Genomic DNA, 18134 nt, shown 5'->3' on the forward strand with positions numbered 1-18134 from the left:
CTTCTCGTTCACCCGGCGCCGAGCTCCGGGGAGACCGGCCGCTCGAAGAAGGTCTCCAGGACGACCGTGGCCTGCGTTCCACTGACCCCGTCGATCGCGTAGATACGGCGCAGCACGTCCTGCAACTGCTCCGTGGTCGCCGTCCTGACCTTCACGAGCACCGACGCGCTGCCGGCGATGACGTGCGCCTCCAGGATCTCGGGGAGCGCGGCGAAGTCCTGTGCCGAATCGCCCATCCACGAGACCGAGTCGACCATCACGTACGCCAGGACGGCACCGCCCACCGCCGCCGGGTCCACCTCGACGGTGGTGCGGCGGATCGCACCGCGCTCCCTCAGCTTCCGTACGCGCTCGTGGGCCGCCCCGGCCGAGAGGCCCACGGCCTGGCCCAGTGCGGCGTAGGACTGGCCGGCGTCCTGCTGGAGGTGGGCCAGCAGGGCGCGATCGATGTGATCCACAACTCTCCATTCGGTCTGATCTTGCCGAGACCGTACCTCATTCGGCAGTCTTCTCATCAGGCCGTACAGCATTCGGACGGCATCCGTGTGGATGGGAAGGAACCCGCATGACCAGCGAGCGCCCCGCACTGTACGAGATGTTCGACGACCGGTTCCGTACCGGACGGTGCATGAACGGTGACGACGGCCTGGAGGTCCTCTACACCGGCTGCCGCTGGGCCGAGGGACCGATCTACCTGCCCGCCTGGAAGCAGGTGGTCTGGAGCGACATCCCCAACGACCGGATGCTGCGCTGGGACGAGGAGACCGGCGCCGTCAGCGTCTTCCGCCGCACCGCCGGGCACACCAACGGCAACACCCTCGACCGCCAGGGCCGGCTGATCACCTGTGAGCAGGGCAACCGCCGGGTGACCCGCACCGAACACGACGGCACGATCACGGTCCTCGCCGACCGCTGGCAGGGCAAGCGGCTGAACAGCCCGAACGACGCGGCGGTCAAGTCCGACGGCTCCATCTGGTTCTCCGACCCGGACTTCGGCATCACCAGCGACTACGAGGGCTACCGCGCGGAGAGCGAGATCGGCTCCAACAACGTCTACCGCATCGATCCCGCCACGGGCGAAGTACGGCTGGTCGCCGACTGCTTCGCCGCCCCCAACGGCCTCGTCTTCTCGGCCGACGAGCGGCAGCTCTTCGTCTCCGACACCCGGGCGGGCTTCATCAGGGTCTTCGACGTACGCGAGGACGGCACGCTGTCGGACGGCGAGATCTTCGCCGAAGCGGGCGCCCGGGGGGCGGCCCGCTTCGACAACCTCCGCTTCGACGACGGCGGCCGGCTCTGGGCGGCCGCGATGAACGACGGAGTGCACTGTTACGACCCCGACGGCACCCTGATCGGCCGGCTGAACGTGCCCGAGGCGGTCGCCAACATCGCCTGGGGCGGAGCCAAGCGCAACCGCCTCCTCATCGCCGCCGAGACCAGCCTCTACTCGGTGGTCATGGCCGTCACGGGCACCCACCCGACCGGACCGGGGCGCAGGCCCTGGCTGGACCCGCGGTCCCGCTGAACCGGCCGGCGGGGCCTGCCGTTCAGGGGCGACGGACCTCGAAGTGGAAGCAGCCGTACTCGACCGCCCGGACGTGCACCAGTGCCACGGCCGGGTCGGCGAAGGCCTCGTCGAAGGCCAGGTCGAAGCCCTCGGACGTCGCCTCCGGAATCTCCAGGAGCCGGCCCCCGACGATGCGGCCCGCCGCGTCGTAGCGACGCAGGGTCCGGAGCGCTTCCGCACGGGCGAAGGGGTACGTCTCCGAGGGCGCGGGCCCGCCGCACTCCTCGGCGTGGACGAAGACGGGCCCCTGCTCGTCGTACGCGCCCGGTTCGGCCCCGGTCTCGGCGGCCCAGCGACGCAGCGGCGCGTACGAGACGAGCGCGATCCGCTCGCCCGGGACGGAGAGGCGCAGACAGCAGCGGAGGGGGTCGCCGCCCTCGTCGGCGGAGTACGGAACGCAGGCGCGGCCCGCGTCGTCGGTGACGCGCAGTTCGGCGAGGGCGGAGGGCACGATGGCGCGGGCGCCGTAGGCGGTCGTGGTGGTGGTCTGGGTGCTCATACGGCCAGGGTCGCGCGGGGGTGGCTCGGCCGCTGGCGGAATTCGGACGCGGCGGTGCGGGCGGAGACCGGGTCGGCCGGGGGGAGAGACTCGGGTCGGCCTGGGGGGAGAGACCCTGGGCCGGCCTGCGGGTGGAGACCCTGGGGCGGCCGACGGGTCCGCGATCCCCCGGCGGGTGAAGACGCGGGACCGTCCGGACGACCGACACGTCGATCACCACGGTCGGCGGGACCCCCGCGGCCAGTCTGGTGGTCACTTTCCGCGCCGTCCGCGCCGACCCGAGGCGCCGGCGATGCGTCCCATGGAGGCGAACGTGCCGGCTCACGACCAAGGTTCCGCACTCTCCCGGCGGGGGTTCCTCATGGGCGGGGCCGCGTGCGCGGGTGTCCTCGCGGTGCCCTCCGTCGCCGGCGCGCAACCGCGATCCCGGGCAGCGGTGCCGGCGAACTACACCCTCACCGTCACCATCGACTCGTCGCAGTTCCAGGAGATCTGCGTGTACCAGAAGCCGGTCGACCTCGGCGTCCCGAACGCACTGTCCCTCGCCTGGCTGACCGCGCCCGCCTGGCCGACGCGGACCGTGCCCTTCACGTGGTCCCCGAGCTACAACTTCGCCTGGTCGATGACCGGCCCGCTCGAACCCGGCGGGCACTTCTCGGCGTGGGAGCAGATCGCCGCCGACCCGGCCGCCCAGATCCAGAACCGGATCGGGTTCGACCACGGCAACGGCGACTTCGGGTTCGTGGCCGCCGCGGGACCCGCGCCGGTGGGCGTCCTGGAGATCGACGTGCAGGACGACGTACCGGAGGGGACCGCCTCGGTCGGCATCGGCATGACCGACGCCCCGGTCTTCGCGGTGCAGGCGGAGCCCGGCGCCATCCTGCCGTTCACGCCGCATCCCGAGTACTGGGTGACGGCCGGCACCTTCCTCCAGGGCCAGGTGCTGGACATCGAGGAGATCACGAACGCGGCCCTCGTCCCCTTCGACGGCACGTACGCGATGCACGCCACCCTCGGCTCGAACAACGAGTGGTCCGTGAACCCCTCATAGGTCCGTGAGGGGCAGAGGGACAGAGGGGCAGAGCGACAGAGGGTCGGAGGGTCAGAGGGTCGGAGGGTCAGAGCGGCTGGAGACGGCGGTGCAGGAGACAGAACTCGTTGCCCTCCGGATCGACCAGGACGTGCCAGTTCTCGGCGCCGCTCTGACCGATGTCCGCCGGCCTCGCGCCGAGCGCGAGCAGCCGCTCCAACTCGGCGTCCTGGTCACGGTCGGTGGGATTGACGTCGATGTGGAGCGGGAGCTTCCCGGTGCGCGGGTCGCTGCTGGGGCTGAGGACGAGGGTCGGCTGCGGGCCGCCGAAGCCGGCGTCGGGCGGACCGATCTCGATGCTTCCGTCGTCCTCCCGGCCGAGCTCGACGTAACCGAGGACCTCGCTCCAGAACGCGGCGAGCCGCTCGGGGTCGGCACAGTCGATGACCAGTTCACTGATGCGGCATGCCATGTCCGTCAGTCTAGGCAGGGATGCGCAGCCAGTCGGTGTACCAGGCCCGGAAATCGGGGTACGCGGGGACGAAGCCGCCCCAGTCCGGATCCAGTCGCCAGATCTCGCCCGCCCGCGGCCCCGTCACGACCAGCCGGACGTACATGCCACAGCCCTCCTCCCCCAGCGTGAGCGTGCCCGGAGTCAGTTCCTCCTCCCTGCCGCCGATCACGCCGGGAAGGGGATCGGTGAGGGGGAACCGCGTGGCGAGCCGGCCCGGTCGACGGTCCTCCTCCCACTCGCCGTCCACGGCCCAGTCGTCCCCCGCCTCCGGGCGGGGAGTCGTCAACGGCAGCAACCCGTAGGCCGGGCCGGCGGGGCCGTCGCCCACCCCCGCCACGAAGTCACGGTAGTCCGGGGGGAGTCGGATGCCGTGCTCCTCCTCGAACGCGCGGATCTCCGCCTCGGGGAGCGCCGGGCGCAGCTCGTACCTGTGCATGCCGGACCCGAAACGCGCACACTCGGGGTCCCGCGCCGACAGCTGCCGTATCCGAGCGCGCACCTCGGTCTCGTCCCAGCTCGCCATTCCCCGACCCTATGCCTCCGCCTGCCCGTCGCCCGGTCGTGGAGGAGCCGCCGCTGCGGCGGCCGACAGGAGTTTCTCCGCCAGGACTTGGCAGCGGGCCTTGAGCTCCGGAGGGTCGAGCAGTTCGAACTCGTGCCCCAAGAGGAGTACGTGCATGAGCACGCGGTCGAGGCTCGCCGCGCCGCTCCGGACCTCGCAACGGTCCTCGCCCCGTTCTCGCACGAGAGCCGCCGACGGCGGGATCTGCGCGCGGACCGTGTCCGCGGGGGCGTGGACGAGGAAACGCGCCTGATGCGGGTAGACCCGGCTCGCCACACCCTCCTGTACGTACTCCGCCGCGACCGGCGCCGCACGGGGGCGGAAGCGCCACGTCCGGGCCGTCACCGCCGTCATCCTGTCCACGCGGAAGGTGCGCCAGTCGTCCCGGTCGAGGTCGTACGCGAGGAGGTACCAGCGCCGGTCGGAGGCGACCAGACGGTGGGGCTCGACCCGGCGAGGTCGCGGCGTGTCTCCGGAGGGGTAGTCGAAGCCCGCCTCGACCTCCGCGCGGCAGGCGCCGGCCAGCATCATGAGCACCTCGGGATCGACCGGCGTGCGGCCGCCCGCGCCGAAGAACTCCACCGAGCCCGACAGGGTGCGCACCTCGTGCCGCAGCCGGGTCGGCAGGACCTGGTCGAGCTTGGTCAGCGCCCGGAGCGCGGCGTCGCCGGTGCCCGCGGCCGCGCCGGCGAGCAGGGAGACCGCGGTGGCGATCGCCTCCTCGTCGTCGAGGAGGAGCGGGGGCAGGGCCTGGCCCCGGCCGAGACGGTAGCCGCCGCCCACTCCCTGGCCGGCATGGACCGGATAGCCCAGCGTGCGCAGCCGCTCGACATCGCGCCGGATCGTGCGGGGCGTGACGCGCAGCCGTTCGGCGAGCTCGGGGCCGGTCCAGAGGTGACGCTGCTGCAGCAACCCGAGGAGGGTGAGTACCCGCTCGGTCGTACCCCGCTCGTCCATGTGGCTCAGCCTGCCAGAGATGGCGGACCGATCCTGTCCGCCTTGGGTGCCAGGGTGGATCCATGGACGCAGAGGGCGGACGCGGACGCGGAGGCGGACGCAGAGACGGACGCGGACGCGACGCGGACACGGATCTGCGTGACCGCTACCTGCACAGCGCAACGAACGGAGCAGCATGATGAGCCGCCGATTCCAGGTCACGTTCGACGCACACGACCCGGGGGCGCTGTCGACCTTCTGGCGTGACGCACTGGGTTACGTCCACCCCGCCCCGCCCGGGGTGGAACTGCCGGAGGGCGCGGACCCGCTGGCCGCGTGGGACGACTTCCTCGCGAAACTCGGGGTGCCGGAGGAGGAGCGCAACACGCGGTCGGCGCTGGAGGACCCGGAGGGTCAGGGACCGAGGGTGTTCTTCCAGCAGGTGCCGGAGGACAAGGTGGCCAAGAACCGGGTGCACCTCGATGTCAGGGCGGCGCCCGGACTGGAGGGGGAGGAGAGGATGGCGGCGCTGGAGGCCGAATGCGAGCGGCTGGTCGCGCTGGGGGCGAAGCGGCTGCGCCGCTTCGAGCCGGAGCCGCCGATGAGTACCGGGTGGATCGTGATGGCGGACCCTGAGGGCAACGAGTTCTGTTTGGACTGAGGGGTCTGGTGGGTGGGGTCTCCTAGGCGCGAGGGGTGGGCCGGGTTCGGGAGTGTCGGGTGGGACCGCCCTCTTTCCGAGAGTCGCTCCTTCCGGCGGTGCGTCAAGGGCGCTCCCTGCGGTCGCGTCGCTGCGCGATGGCCTTCGGCCACCCTTGACCCACCGCCTCCAGGAGCGAAAGACCTCTCGGAGGGCGGTCCGGGGGGCGGGGTCACCGCCGGGCCCCGGGCAGTATCCGGGGACGGCGTGCGTCTGCCGGCCGGTGGGTGGGGGCTTGGTTCGCGGCGGGGGTCGGTGGGTGGAGTTCCGATGGGTTCGGGGCGCGCTGCCGTGCGATGGGGCAGTCGGGCTCGGCTCGGCGGCCGGCGGCCGGTTCGGGGTGGGGCTTCAGGCCCCGCTGGTCGCTCCCGGTGGGTGGGAGGAGTGGAAACCCTGCATTACTCCGAGTAGCACGTCTCGGATTAAGACCCAAAGGGGGCACTTCGCCCATTCCGGGCGATGAAACTGCAAGAAACTCTCGCCAGCCGCTCCCACCACCCACGAACACAGACCAGCGGGGCCTGAAGCCCGACCAACCACCGACCGCAACCCGCTAAGCCAAGCCCGACCGCCCCATCGCACTGCCGCGCACCCCGAACCCACCGAACTGCACCCACCCAGCCCCGCCGCGAACCGAGCCCCCACCCACCGGCCGCCAGACGCACGCACCGACCCCGGATACTGCCCGGGGCTCTGCGTAGGCCGGGTCCCCCGGCCGCCCTCCGAGTGTGAAAAGGCGGCCTCCGCCGCCGGGTCAAGGGTGGGCGCAGCCCATCGGCGAAGCCGACTTGCCCTTGACGCGGTGGTGGAGGCCGCCACACTCGGAAAGAGGGCGGCCGCACCAGAAGCCCACGTACCCGGCTCACCCCAGACACCTCACAGACCCGCACCTCCCAGGCCCCCGCACCCCCCGCACCCCCCGCACCCCCCCACCCCCCGCTCAACCGCACAAAGCCGTGTCCACCACCTTCAGCACACCGTTGATGCCCGCCTCCTCCATCGGGATGCTCGTCACCGCCACGTTTGCGGCCCGGCCGGCGTCGGTGACTCCGCCCCTGGTCTCGTAGCCCGCGATGTCACCGCCGTGGCCCCAGTAGACGCCGCCGCACGACAGCGGCCTGCTCATGAGCCCCAGGCCGTAGTGGAACCGGGTGCCCTCGATCGGCACCGTCGTGCGCATCTGGGTGCGCTGCGCCTCGGCGAGGAGGAGGTCGCTGCCGAGGAGCTTGCCGAAGAAGCGGTTGAGGTCCGAGTTGGTGGAGATCATCTGGCCCGCCGCCCAGGCCACCGACGGGTCGAGTTCCGTGAAGTCGCGCAGCGGCTCCCCCGCCTTCGTCCTGTGATAGCCCCTCGGGTGGGGTTCCCGGATGCTCTTGTCACCAGGAGCGGGGAAGTACGTGTGCCGCAGCCCGATCTTCTTGATGATGCGCCGGTCGATCTCTTCCGCCAACGGCCTGCCGGTGACCTTCTGGATGATCAGGCCGGCCAGTACGTAATTCGTGTTGCTGTAACTCCACTTCTTCCCCGGCTCGAATTCGGCCTTGTGCTTGAGCGCGATGTCGACGAGGTCGCGGGGTTCGAAGTACCGGTGCGGGAGTTCCTCGTCGCTGATGTCGTCCCCGTACTCCGGAATTCCGCTCGTGTGCTGCAGGAGCTGACGGACCGTGATGCGACCTCCGTCGATGCCCTCCCCGCGTACGAGGCCCGGGAGATACGTGTCGACCGACGCTTCGAGGTCGACCTTTCCCTCACCGACCAATTGCAGGACGACCACCGCCGTGAACGTCTTGGTGTTGCTGCCGATCCGCACCTGACCGTCCCTCGGCACCTTCGCTCCGGTGGCCAGATTCCCCACCCCGGCGACGTACGTACGAGTGCGGCCCTCACCGTCCTCGACGCTCGCCAGCGCGGCGGGCTGGCCCTCCCTCACCAGCGCGTTCAGGCCCTGCTGGACGGTGTCCTGCTTCGGGGCGGCGAACGCCGTGGGCGGCGCCAGGGCTCCCGCCGTCATGACGGCGACGACCACCGCGGCCGCAGCGGCCGCTCCTCCGCGGCGGCCTCCCACCTGCCGTCGGGAGAAGCGGAACCTCGATGCCTTCTTCGCTTGCGTGTTCATCAGCTGTCCTTCCGTCGATCGGGCAGGACACGATCATGTTTTCCAGGGGGCGGATGCGCATCGCGGGAAGGCGGGAGCTTTTGCTCCCCCGATCGGGGGAGGCCGCTCGTGAACCGCCCGTACATACTGGCCGATTATGATCAAGGGACTCCGGCCGCTGCTGCGCCGTTCCACGTACTCGGGAGCGTTGTTCGCCTACGGCGCCGTTCTGGCCAGCCTTCCCCTGTTGTCCTTCGCGCTGCTGCCGGCGCTGGCGTGGCGATCCGCTCCCGAGGGAGTCCAGATCGTCGTGGTCCTGCTCGTCTGGGCGGCACTGATCGGCCTGATCGGTCTGGCCCGCACCACTCGGCGGGTACTGGTCGTGTCCGCCCGTCGGCTGCTGAGGGTGGCGTTGCCGACCCCGGCCGCCCCGAGGGCCGCCGTTCCCTCGTCCGTCCCCTCCTCCGTCCCGTCCGTCGCCGACCGTTGGCGGACTCCGCTCTGGCTGTTGCTGCATGTGACGCTCGGCTGGACGGGTGCGCTCGCGAGCGGTGTGCTGCTCTTCGTGGCCCTGACCCTCCCGGGGGGTTGGCTCGGCGCGGAGTTCGCGCTGAGCCTGTTCGGCCGGTCGGTGCGGGTGGAGGGCGGCTGGCAGAGCTGGGCGGTGGCGTCGGGCTGTCTGCTGCTCGCGGCAGCCGTCTGCGTGCTGGTCACCAACGCCCTGCGGTGGTCGGCGCCGAGGCTGCTCGGGCCGTCGACGGCCGAGCGGCTCGCCCTCGCGGCCGAGCGGGAACTGCGGCTGGCCGAACGCAACCGGCTGGCCCACGAGTTGCACGACTCCATCGGGCACACCCTGACGACGACCACGATCCAGGCCGCTGTCGCGAGCGAGTTGATGTCCGCCGACCCGGTGGCGGCGCGGGCCGCCCTGCGCAGCATCGAGGAGTCGGCCCGCGCCGCGCTCGAAGACCTGGACTACGTGCTCGGGGTGCTGCGCGAGCAGGAGGCCGAGACGGCGCCGACCCGCACCCTGGCCGATCTGCCCGAGCTGCTCGACCGGTTGCGGCACGCGGGCGCGGCGGTGGAGTGGGACCGGTCGGGGGATCTGGCGCAGGTGCAGGGGACGCTGTCCCGGGCGGCGTACCGGATCCTGCAGGAGGGGCTGACCAACGCCATGCGGCACGGAGCGGGCGGTCCGATCGAGGTGCGGGTGGCGGCCGGACCGGACGTTCTTGAGCTCGGCGTGGTCAACGAGACCGGGGCCGGTACGGAGGTGAGTGCGGGGCCGGGCCGACGGAAGGCCTTTCCCACCTCCGGGCACGGGCTGCCCGGTCTCGTCGAGCGCGTGCGCCTGTTGCACGGGGAGATCGAGGCGGGCCCGGACGGGCCGAGGCACTGGCGACTGGCGGTCAGGCTGCCCGTACGGTTGTCGGCATGACAGGCCCCGACTCCGGCGAGACCGTGACGACCCTCCTGATCGCGGACGACGACGAGGTGACCCGCAGCGGTCTGCGTACCTTGCTCGCGGCGCAGCCGGGGATCGCGGTGGTCGGGGAGGCCGCCGACGGTGTGGAGGCGGTCGAGCGGGCGCGGCGGCTGCGTCCGGACGTGGTCCTGATGGACGTACGGATGCCACGCCGCAACGGGATCGAGGCCACCCGGCAACTCCTCGCCGAGTCACCGGAGTTGTCGGAGTCTCCGGAGTTGACGAAGTCTCCGCATTCTCCGGAGTCGGCGGATTCGGTCGGCCCTTCCTTCGCGCCGCCGAAGGTCGTCGTCATCACCACGTTCGAGAACGACGACTACGTCACCGCCGCGCTCAGCGCGGGGGCCAGCGGCTTCGTGCTCAAGCGGCTTCCGGTCCGGCAGATCGCGGAGGCCGTGCGGGTGGTGGCGGCGGGGGAGGCGATCCTCTTCCCGGCGACGCTGCGCCGGATGGTCGCCGCCCGTCCGCTGGACTCCGCAGCGGCGCTGCCGAAGGCGGCGCTGACGGGGCGGGAGGAGGAGGTGTTGCGGCTGATGGCCACCGGTCTGTCCAACCCGGAGATCGCGGAGTCGCTGACGGTGAGCCTGGAGACGGTGAAGACGCACGTCGGGAACGTGCTGACCAAGCTGGGCGCACAGAACCGGACCCACGCGGTGGTCATCGCGTACGAGTCCGGTCTGGTGGTGCCGGGGTTCACCGGCTGACGCGGCCGCCCGTGTGTTCCCGGCCCGGGAGGGTCCGGCCAGGGGGACACCTGGCCGGACCCTCGCGCGCGTGGGTGTAGGTGCCCGGACTCAGGCCGGGTCGCGACCTGGAGAGCGACGCACGCGGACCGTCCGGAGGGGACGCGCCGCAGAGCGATCGACTCAGGCGAGGACCTCGATCCTCCACTGGGGGTCCCGGTCGTCCGTGCGGACGAAGACGCGCTTGGGGAGCAGGGACCGGTCCTCGAAGAGGTCGCGGCCGAGGGCCAGGCCGTTCTGGTCGATCACGTACATGCCGTCCTTGAGGTCGACGAGCGAGGTGATCGTGGTGGTGCCGTCGGCGTCGACGCGCTGGAGGCGCCAGACGGAGGCGGGGGAGTCGTCGGGGCGGACGACCGCCGGGGCGCGCTCGGTGCCCGCCGAGGCGATGGTCTCCTCCGTGCCCTTCGCGCTCATCCGGAAGCCCCCGTCCTCCCGGGTGACCAGCCACTCCCCGGCCCGGGTCGGGTCGGCGAGGAAGCCGACCAGGGCCCCGTCCTGGGCTCCGACGGGGGCCCCCTTCGCGTACAGCTTGACGACCTTGCCGGCGTTCGACATCGCTCCTCCTGGGGTGGGTACGGCAGTTACGCGGACACTGCCCGTACGGCCCTGCCCGAGGCCAGTGAACACGCAGGTCATAGGCTGTGTGGCGCTGAGAAGTCGTCAGGGAGGGGAAGGTTCCGCGCGCCGTGGAGCACGATCGGAGTCAGGATCAGGGTGGGGTTCGGGGCAGGTCTCGGGGGCGGTCGGAGGTGTCGCGGGGCACGAACGGCCCGGCGTCCGTGAGGCCGACCGGGGAACGCTGGTGGCGGCGGCCCGGGTTCGTCGTCCTCTGTCTCGTCCTCATGCCGCCGGCGGGCATCGTGCTGGCCTGGCGGACCCGGTGGTCGCCGGGTCGGAAGGTGCTCGCGACCGTCCTCTCGGGGGTCTGGTTCGTGGCCGTGGGCACGAGCGATTCGTCCACGGACAAGCCCACCGTCGCCGACGCCAGGCCGCTCGTCGGCACGCGTCCGACGGCCTTCGCCCCCTACATCCCGCCCACGCCCACCCCGACCCCCACGGTGCGGCGGGTCGTGGCCGACTACCGGGGGCAGAATCTGGAGACGGCGTCGCGGGCGGCGTACGACGCCGGGTTCCGTGCGCGGTCGCACGACGCGACCGAGGACGACAAGATGCAGCTCGTGGACGGCAACTGGAAGGTGTGCTTCCAGGATCCGGCCGCCGGGGAGACGGCCACGGCCTCGCAGGGGCGGCGGATCAGGATCGAGTTCGCCGTCGTCGAGAAGAGCAGCCCGTGCCCGGCGCGGGACGGGGTGGCCGTCGTCTTCCCCGAGGTGCCGAACGTGGTCGGCATGACCTTCGCGAAGGGCTCGGCCGAACTGCGCGAGGTGGGCCTCACGGAGATCCGGGGGGCCAGCGTGTACACGGACGTGGAGCTGAGCGCCCGGCACGAGGACTGGCGGATCTGCTTCCAGAACCCGGAGGCGGGCGAGGACGTCGAGCGGCCCGCCCACATGTCCGTACGCCTCTCCCTGGCCCGGCCCGGTCTGTCCTGCCCGAGCGAGGACTACGCCCGTCTGTACGGGGACTCGGATCGGGACTCGGATCGCGACTCCGACCCGAACCGCCACGGCAGCGGTAACGGCAGCTCCGGTGGTTCCGGCAGCTCCGGCAGCTCCGGTGGTTCCGGCGGCGGCCTCGCCTACTACAAGAACTGCGACGCCGTCCGTGCCGCCGGCAAGGCCCCCATCTACCGGGGGCAGCCCGGCTACCGCTCCGGCCTCGACCGCGACAACGACGGCAAGGCCTGCGACTGGTCCTGACGGGCCGCCCGCCCCCGACCCGTGTCGGTCATCCGGGGCAGCCTGCCGGGTCCCTTCGGCGTGCGACACGCGCCGGGGGCCCCGCGCGGTGTACGGCTAGGGCATGACCCTTCCCGTTGACCGGCTCACCGACCCGGCCGTGCGTGCGTTCGTCACGGCCCTCAACGCCAATGACCAGACCGCCTTCCTGGAGACCCTGGCTCCAGGAGCGACCATGTCCGACGACGGGTCCGACCGGGACCTGGGCGAATGGACGGAGAAGGAGATCTTCGCCTCGCGCGGGCACATGGAGATCGAGTCCGAGAAGGGCGGCGGTCTCGATCTCGTCGCACGCTTCCGGAACGACACCTGGGGCGAGATGAAGACCCGCTGGCACTTCGTCGTCGAGGGCGGCAAGATCTCCCGCTTCGAGACCGGTCAGGCCTGACCCCGCCCACCGTCCGCACGTCGGGCGGGGCCGTCCCCGCCCAGGTCCGTGCGTCGGTCGTCCCCGCCCACCGTCCGTGCGTCGGGCGGGGTCATCCCCGCCCGATGTACGGCATCCCCGTCGCCATCACCGTCGCGAACTGCACGTTCGCCTCCAGCGGCAGTGCCGCCATGTGCACCACCGTCGCCGCCACGTCCGCCGCGTCCATCACCGGCTCCACGGCCAGTTCCCCGTTGGCCTGGAGGATGCCGGTCTGCATGCGGGCCGTCATCTCCGTCGCCGCGTTGCCGATGTCCAGCTGACCGCAGGCGATCCGGTACGGGCGTCCGTCGAGCGACAGGGATTTCGTCAGGCCCGTCATCGCGTGCTTCGTCGCCGTGTACGCGATCGAGTGCGGGCGCGGTACGTGGGCGGAGATCGATCCGTTGTTGATGATCCGGCCGCCCTGCGGGTCCTGTTCCTTCATGGTCCGGAAGGCCGCCTGGGCGCAGAGGAACGCGCCCGTCAGGTTGACGTCGACGACCGCGCGCCAGGTGTCCGGGTCCAGGTCCTCGACGGGGACGCCGCCGCCCGCGAACGTGCCGGCGTTGTTGAAGAGCAGGTCGACGCGGCCGTAGCGGTCCCGTACCGCCGTGAAGAGGGCCGCCACCTGCTCCGCCGACGTCACGTCCGTCGGGACGACCAGGAAGTCGCCCGGCCCGGCGTCCCCGGCGGGCAGGGCCGCCGCCGTCTCCTCCAGGGCGTCCGCCCGGCGTCCTGCCAGGGCCACCGACCAGCCGGCCGCCGCGAGGGCGTGGGCCACGCTGCGGCCGATGCCCGAACCCGCTCCCGTCACCACTGCGATGCTCATGGGCGCGCAGCGTACGCGAGACGCGTGCCCCATGAACTCATTGTCCCGACACGTGGATGTTCTGTACCCGACAACGTGAGGTCGTCCCGCCCCCCTCGAATGACGGACGGACAGCATCCGTCTGGGGAGGGCCACATGAACCGCGTACACGACGTCCACGAACATTCCGAGGAACTCCGCGCCGCCGCACGGCACTTCGGCCGGCGCCGGTTCCTCACCGTCACCGGGGCCGCCGCCGCGCTCGCCTTCGCGACCCAGTTGCCCGTCGCCGGCGCCGCGGCCGCCGCCGAGCTCGACGGCCGGCGTGTCACCGAGGACCCGTTCACCCTCGGCGTGGCGTCCGGCGACCCGCTGCCCGGGTCCGTCCTGCTCTGGACCCGGCTCGCGCCCCGCCCCTTCGAGCCCGGCGGCGGACTGCCCGCCGAGCGGGTCTCCGTGCACTGGGAGCTGGCCCGCGACGAGCGCTTCGGCCGGACCGTGCGGCGCGGGCGCGCCACCGCGCATCCGGAGTTCTCGCACACCGTCCACGTCGAGGTCGACCACCTCGACCCGGACCGCGAGTTCTTCTACCGCTTCCGGGTCGGCGACTGGACCAGCCCCGTCGGCCGCACCCGCACCGCGCCCGCCCCCTGGGCCCACAAGGCCGGTCTGAAGCTCGCCGCCGTCTCCTGCCAGGCGTACCACGACGGGTACTTCACGGCCTACCGCCACCTCGCGCAGGACGACGTCGACGTCGTCTTCCACCTCGGCGACTACCTGTACGAGTACGCCGTGAACGCCACCGGCGGCGCCCGCGCCTACACCGACCGGACCCTCCCGGCCGTCTTCAACCGCGAGACGCTCACCCTGGACGACTACCGGCTCCGGTACGGGCTCTACAAGTCGGACCCCGACCTGCGGGCCGCGCACGCCGCCCACCCCTTCGTCGTCACCTGGGACGACCACGAGACCGAGAACAACTACGCGGGCGGCATCCCCGAGAACAGCGTCCCGCCGGAGGAGTTCCTGCTCCGCCGCGCCGCCGCCTACCGCGCCTACTGGGAGCACCAGCCGCTCCGCGCGCCCCAGCGGCCCGAGGGCCCCGACATGCGGCTCTACCGGCGGCTGGGCTTCGGGCGGCTCGCCCAGTTCGACATCCTCGACACCCGCCAGTACCGCTCCGACCAGGCGTACGGCGACGGCTGGCAGGTGCCGGGACCGGAGTCCGAGAACCCGGCGCGGACGATGACCGGCGCCACGCAGGAGCGGTGGCTGCTGGACGGCTGGCGCCGGTCCCGGGCCCGCTGGAACGTGCTGCCGCAGCAGGTCGTCCTCGCCGAGCGCCGCGACCGGCCCACCGCCGACTTCAAGCTCTCCATGGACTCCTGGGACGGCTACCCGGCCTCCCGGCAGCGGATCCTCGCGGGGGCGGAGGCCGCCGGCGTCGAGAACCTGATGGTGCTGACCGGTGACGTCCACGTCGGTTACGGCCTCGACATCAAGGCCGACTTCCGCGACCCGGCCTCGCGGACCGTCGGCACCGAGATCGTCGCCACCTCGATCAGCAGCGGCAAGGACGGCGCCGACCGCCCGTCGAACTACGACAAGCTCATGCAGTCCAACCCGCACCTGAGGTTCTTCAACGGGCGGCGCGGCTACGTGACGGTCGCGCTCGGCGAGGAGAGCGCCCGGGCCGACTTCCGCACGGTGCCGTACGTGACGACCCAGGGCGCACCCGTCACCACGGCCGCCTCCTTCGTCACGGAGGCGGGCGACCCCGGCCTCAAGCCGGCGTGACCCCGGGCCTCAAGCCGGCGTGACCCCTGGCCGCGAGCGGGCGTGACCCCGGGCCTCCAGCGGACGTGACCCCGGGCCTCACGCCCGCTTGATCACGCCTGCTCGACCGGCTGTTCCTGGGGATAGCGGACGCCGATGCGGTCCCGTACCGCGTCGAGCGTCCGCATCACCGCGAGGGAGCCTTCGAGGGGGACGAGCGGGGACTCCGTCTCGCCCGCCCGCAGGCAGCGCATCACCTCGGTGGCCTCGTGCCGGAGGGAGTGCGGGTCGTTGTCCGAGACGACCTCCTCCGGCTCCTGGCCGTTGCGGTGGAGCGTGAACCGTTCCGGGAAGAAGAAGCCGCGCGGAACGTCGATCCGGCCCAGCGAACCCGTCACCGAGGCCGTCAGCGGCGTGTCCCCGTCGAGCGAGCAGGACAGCAGGGCCGAGGCCCCCGAGTCCGACCAGCCGAGCAGCATGCCGGTGTTGAGGTCGACGCCCTCCGGAGAGAGCAGCGCGTGCGCGTGGACCTTGTCCGGCTCACCGAGCAGCAGCTGTGCGAACGACACCGGGTACACGCCCAGGTCGAGCAGTGCACCGCCGCCCACCGCCGGGTCCCGCAGCCGGTGGTCCGCCGCGAACGGGCCCGCGAGCCCGAAGTCCGCCTGTACGGTCCTGATCTCGCCGATCGCCCCGTCGCGGACCAGCTCCGTGAGGCGCCGGATCAGCGGGTTGCAGTACATCCACATGGCCTCCATCAGGAAGAGTCCACGGTCCCGGGACAGGGTGGCGAGTTCCGCTGCCTCGCGCGCGTTGAGCGTGAGAGCCTTCTCGCAGAGCACCGCCTTGCCCGCCTCCAGGGCGCGCCCGGCCGCCTCCCGGTGCGCGTGGTGCGGGGTCGCCACGTACACGACGTCGACGTCCTCGTCGGCGAAGAGCCCGTCCCATTCGCCGTACGCCCGCGGGATCCCGAACCGGTCGGCGAAGGCCTTCGCCGACGCCTCGGTACGGGACGCCACCGCGACGACCTCCGCACCGTCGAGCGTCAGCAGGTCCGTGGTGAACCGTTCCGCTATGCCGCCCGTCGCCAGGATTCCCCAGCGCACCGTGTCGCTCATGTTCCCCACCCGTCCCATCCGTCCCACAGAGGTCTCGACCATGCCGATCGAGCTGAGAGCATAGGCAAGGATTCAACGAAATGGAGCGGTTGATGCCGGAGAGCGGCCAGAAAACAACACAAGGACACATAACCGAAAGTTCCCCGGTCGTCACCGCCACCCGGCGGACCGGGCTGCTCGTCACCCTCGTCCTGGGTGGGCTGACCGCCCTGCCCCCGCTCTCCATGGACATGTACCTCCCGGCCCTGCCCGAGGTCACCGGCGCGCTGAACGCCCCCGCCGCCACCGTCCAGCTCACCCTCACCGCCTGCCTCGCCGGCATGGCCCTCGGCCAGCTCGTCGTCGGCCCCATGAGCGACAAGTGGGGCCGCCGCCGCCCGCTGCTCATCGGCATGATCGTGTACGTCCTCGCCACCGCCGTCTGCGCCCTCGCCCCCACCGCCGAGACGCTCATCGGCTTCCGGCTGCTCCAGGGCCTCGCCGGCGCCGCCGGGATCGTCATCGCCCGCGCGGTCGTCCGCGACCTGTACGACGGCGTGGAGATGGCCCGGTTCTTCTCCACCCTGATGCTGATCTCCGGCGTCGCCCCGATCATCGCGCCCCTCATCGGCGGCCAGATCCTGCGGATCACCGACTGGCGGGGCGTCTTCTACGTCCTCACCGTCATCGGCATCCTCCTCACCCTCGTCGTCTGGCGCTTCCTCGCCGAGACGCTGCCGCCCGAGCGCCGGCACGAGGGCGGTGTCGGTCAGGCCCTGCGCACCATGAAGGGCCTGCTCGCCGACCGGGTCTTCGCCGGGTACATGCTGACCGGCGGGCTCGCGTTCGCCGCCCTCTTCGCCTACATATCGGCGTCGCCGTTCGTCGTGCAGGAGATCTACGGGGCCTCACCGCAGACCTTCAGCCTGCTCTTCGGCCTCAACTCGATCGGACTCGTCGCCGTCGGCCAGATCAACGGCAAGCTGCTCGTCGGCCGCGTCAGCCTCGACAAGGCGCTCGGCTGGGGCCTCGGGACCATCCTCGTCTCCTCGCTCGCGCTGCTCCTCATGACCAGCGGCGTCTTCGGAGAGGTCGGACTCGTGCCGATCGCGGCCGGACTCTTCGTCCTGATGTCCGCGATGGGCCTCGCCATGCCGAACACCAACGCCCAGGCCCTGATGCGCACCCCGCACGCCGCCGGGTCCGCGTCCGCCCTGCTCGGCACGACGTCCTTCCTCGTCGGCGCCGTCGCCTCCCCCCTCGTCGGCATCGCCGGCGAACACACCGCCGTCCCGATGGCGGTCGTCCAGCTGACCTGCGCCGTCCTGGCCCTGGCCTGCTTCCTGGGCCTGTGCAGGCCGTGGCAGGCGGCGAAGACGGCGAAGGCGGCCACGGGGATCTAGCGGGCGTCCTGTCCGCCGGTGTGCCGCCGGTCGTTCCGTCGACGGCGGTGTCACGATCTCCCGGACGGACGGGAGGACCGGGGATGTGCCACTACTGCGGGTGCCGCGAGATCCCGCTGATCAAGGAGTTCATCGCCGAGCACGAATCGGTCACCGACCTCGCCGGAGACGCGGTGCGCGCCCTCGACGGCGGCGACCGCGACCGCGCCCGGACGCTCGCCGCGCGGATGGCCGTCGAGCTCCGGGCCCACTGGGCGGGGGAGGAGCGGGGGCTGTTCGCGGTCATGCGGGAGAACGAGGAGTACACGGCGTACGTCGACGCCCTCGCCCTGGAACACCGGGAACTGGCCGCCTTCCTGGACGGCCTCGACCTCGACTCGGCCGAGCAGCGGGCCGCGTTCGTCCGCGCCGTCGACGAGCTGCACACGCACATCGCCAAGGAGGAGGACGGCCTCTTCCCGGCCTCCCTGACCGAACTCACGGGTGAGCAGTGGGACCGCTCCATCGACGCCTGGAGGACGGTCCACTCCCGGGACCCGCTGCCCGGCCGACCGGGTTGACAGGCCGACCGGGCTGACCGACCGGCCGGCTGACGGGTCGCGCCGGTGAAGGCGGGGCTGCCGTTCCGGTGGCCCTCCGGTCCGGTG

Annotated in this window: 19 protein-coding genes; 10 read left to right on the plus strand and 9 right to left on the minus strand. The window is 71.9% G+C overall.

Going from position 1 to position 18134, the window contains the following annotated elements:
* Positions 1 to 8 precede the first annotated feature (8 nt).
* Positions 9 to 458 carry an Lrp/AsnC family transcriptional regulator gene (locus OG259_RS29100; RefSeq protein ID WP_328944944.1) on the minus strand — a complete coding sequence of 150 codons (450 nt, stop codon included), beginning with the start codon at positions 456 to 458 and terminating at the stop codon, positions 9 to 11.
* Between the two features lie 107 nt (positions 459 to 565).
* Here OG259_RS29100 and OG259_RS29105 point away from each other — a divergent pair, with 107 nt between their 5' ends.
* Positions 566 to 1525: an SMP-30/gluconolactonase/LRE family protein gene (locus tag OG259_RS29105; protein ID WP_328944945.1), complete on the plus strand. Its 960-nt coding sequence runs from the start codon at positions 566 to 568 to the stop codon at positions 1523 to 1525.
* A 22-nt stretch (positions 1526 to 1547) separates the two neighbouring features.
* Here the strand turns inward: OG259_RS29105 and OG259_RS29110 are convergent, their stop codons facing one another.
* Positions 1548 to 2066 carry a DUF1203 domain-containing protein gene (locus OG259_RS29110; RefSeq protein WP_328944946.1) on the minus strand — a complete coding sequence of 173 codons (519 nt, stop codon included), beginning with the start codon at positions 2064 to 2066 and terminating at the stop codon, positions 1548 to 1550.
* Between the two features lie 313 nt (positions 2067 to 2379).
* Between OG259_RS29110 and OG259_RS29115 the strand changes: the two genes are divergently transcribed.
* On the plus strand, positions 2380 to 3117 hold the full coding sequence (locus OG259_RS29115) for a hypothetical protein (RefSeq protein WP_328944947.1): 738 nt from the start codon (positions 2380 to 2382) through the stop codon (positions 3115 to 3117).
* 67 nt (positions 3118 to 3184) lie between these two features.
* Here the strand turns inward: OG259_RS29115 and OG259_RS29120 are convergent, their stop codons facing one another.
* The 3 genes from OG259_RS29120 to OG259_RS29130 are packed head-to-tail and all read right to left on the minus strand — an operon-like array spanning position 3185 to position 5129.
* Complete coding sequence (locus OG259_RS29120; protein ID WP_328944948.1) at positions 3185 to 3568, minus strand: VOC family protein; 384 nt, start codon at positions 3566 to 3568, stop codon at positions 3185 to 3187.
* Between the two features lie 10 nt (positions 3569 to 3578).
* On the minus strand, positions 3579 to 4133 hold the full coding sequence (locus OG259_RS29125; protein ID WP_328944949.1) for an SMI1/KNR4 family protein: 555 nt from the start codon (positions 4131 to 4133) through the stop codon (positions 3579 to 3581).
* A 9-nt stretch (positions 4134 to 4142) separates the two neighbouring features.
* Positions 4143 to 5129, minus strand: coding sequence for a helix-turn-helix transcriptional regulator (locus OG259_RS29130; protein WP_328944950.1), 987 nt, complete (start codon positions 5127 to 5129; stop codon positions 4143 to 4145).
* A gap of 178 nt (positions 5130 to 5307) precedes the next feature.
* Between OG259_RS29130 and OG259_RS29135 the strand changes: the two genes are divergently transcribed.
* Positions 5308 to 5769, plus strand: a complete 462-nt coding sequence (locus OG259_RS29135; protein ID WP_328944951.1) for a VOC family protein — start codon at positions 5308 to 5310, stop codon at positions 5767 to 5769.
* A 979-nt stretch (positions 5770 to 6748) separates the two neighbouring features.
* Here OG259_RS29135 and OG259_RS29140 read toward each other — a convergent pair.
* On the minus strand, positions 6749 to 7819 hold the full coding sequence (locus OG259_RS29140; RefSeq protein ID WP_328947211.1) for a serine hydrolase domain-containing protein: 1071 nt from the start codon (positions 7817 to 7819) through the stop codon (positions 6749 to 6751).
* Between the two features lie 241 nt (positions 7820 to 8060).
* Here OG259_RS29140 and OG259_RS29145 point away from each other — a divergent pair, with 241 nt between their 5' ends.
* Positions 8061 to 9341: a sensor histidine kinase gene (locus OG259_RS29145; protein ID WP_328944952.1), complete on the plus strand. Its 1281-nt coding sequence runs from the start codon at positions 8061 to 8063 to the stop codon at positions 9339 to 9341.
* Complete coding sequence (locus OG259_RS29150) at positions 9338 to 10093, plus strand: response regulator transcription factor (RefSeq protein ID WP_328944953.1); 756 nt, start codon at positions 9338 to 9340, stop codon at positions 10091 to 10093. Before OG259_RS29145 ends, OG259_RS29150 begins: the two co-directional genes overlap by 4 nt.
* A 162-nt stretch (positions 10094 to 10255) precedes the next feature.
* Here the strand turns inward: OG259_RS29150 and OG259_RS29155 are convergent, their stop codons facing one another.
* Positions 10256 to 10690: a hypothetical protein gene (locus OG259_RS29155; protein WP_328944954.1), complete on the minus strand. Its 435-nt coding sequence runs from the start codon at positions 10688 to 10690 to the stop codon at positions 10256 to 10258.
* 224 nt (positions 10691 to 10914) lie between these two features.
* On the opposite strand from OG259_RS29155, the gene OG259_RS29160 reads away from it, so the two are divergent.
* A complete protein-coding gene (locus OG259_RS29160) occupies positions 10915 to 11955 on the plus strand; it encodes an excalibur calcium-binding domain-containing protein (RefSeq protein WP_328944955.1) in 1041 nt (346 codons plus the stop codon).
* Positions 11956 to 12058: 103 nt separating this feature from the next.
* Complete coding sequence (locus OG259_RS29165; RefSeq protein WP_328944956.1) at positions 12059 to 12382, plus strand: nuclear transport factor 2 family protein; 324 nt, start codon at positions 12059 to 12061, stop codon at positions 12380 to 12382.
* Positions 12383 to 12473: 91 nt separating this feature from the next.
* On the opposite strand, the gene OG259_RS29170 is transcribed toward OG259_RS29165, so the two are convergent.
* The gene (locus tag OG259_RS29170) at positions 12474 to 13265 is read right to left on the minus strand and encodes an SDR family oxidoreductase (RefSeq protein ID WP_328944957.1); all 792 of its coding nucleotides are present in this window, start codon (positions 13263 to 13265) and stop codon (positions 12474 to 12476) included.
* 102 nt (positions 13266 to 13367) lie between these two features.
* Between OG259_RS29170 and OG259_RS29175 the strand changes: the two genes are divergently transcribed.
* Positions 13368 to 15008 (plus strand): alkaline phosphatase D family protein, encoded by a 1641-nt coding sequence (locus OG259_RS29175; protein WP_328944958.1) that lies wholly within the window; start codon positions 13368 to 13370, stop codon positions 15006 to 15008.
* Positions 15009 to 15100: 92 nt separating this feature from the next.
* On the opposite strand, the gene OG259_RS29180 is transcribed toward OG259_RS29175, so the two are convergent.
* On the minus strand, positions 15101 to 16105 hold the full coding sequence (locus OG259_RS29180; RefSeq protein ID WP_328944959.1) for a Gfo/Idh/MocA family protein: 1005 nt from the start codon (positions 16103 to 16105) through the stop codon (positions 15101 to 15103).
* 92 nt (positions 16106 to 16197) lie between these two features.
* On the opposite strand from OG259_RS29180, the gene OG259_RS29185 reads away from it, so the two are divergent.
* Both OG259_RS29185 and OG259_RS29190 read left to right on the plus strand, forming a co-directional pair.
* Complete coding sequence (locus OG259_RS29185; protein WP_443052146.1) at positions 16198 to 17487, plus strand: Bcr/CflA family multidrug efflux MFS transporter; 1290 nt, start codon at positions 16198 to 16200, stop codon at positions 17485 to 17487.
* An 83-nt stretch (positions 17488 to 17570) separates the two neighbouring features.
* Positions 17571 to 18047 (plus strand): hemerythrin domain-containing protein, encoded by a 477-nt coding sequence (locus OG259_RS29190; protein ID WP_328944961.1) that lies wholly within the window; start codon positions 17571 to 17573, stop codon positions 18045 to 18047.
* Positions 18048 to 18134: the final 87 nt, after the last annotated feature.

The organism is Streptomyces sp. NBC_00250 (assembly GCF_036192275.1).
Lineage (GTDB): Bacteria > Actinomycetota > Actinomycetes > Streptomycetales > Streptomycetaceae > Streptomyces.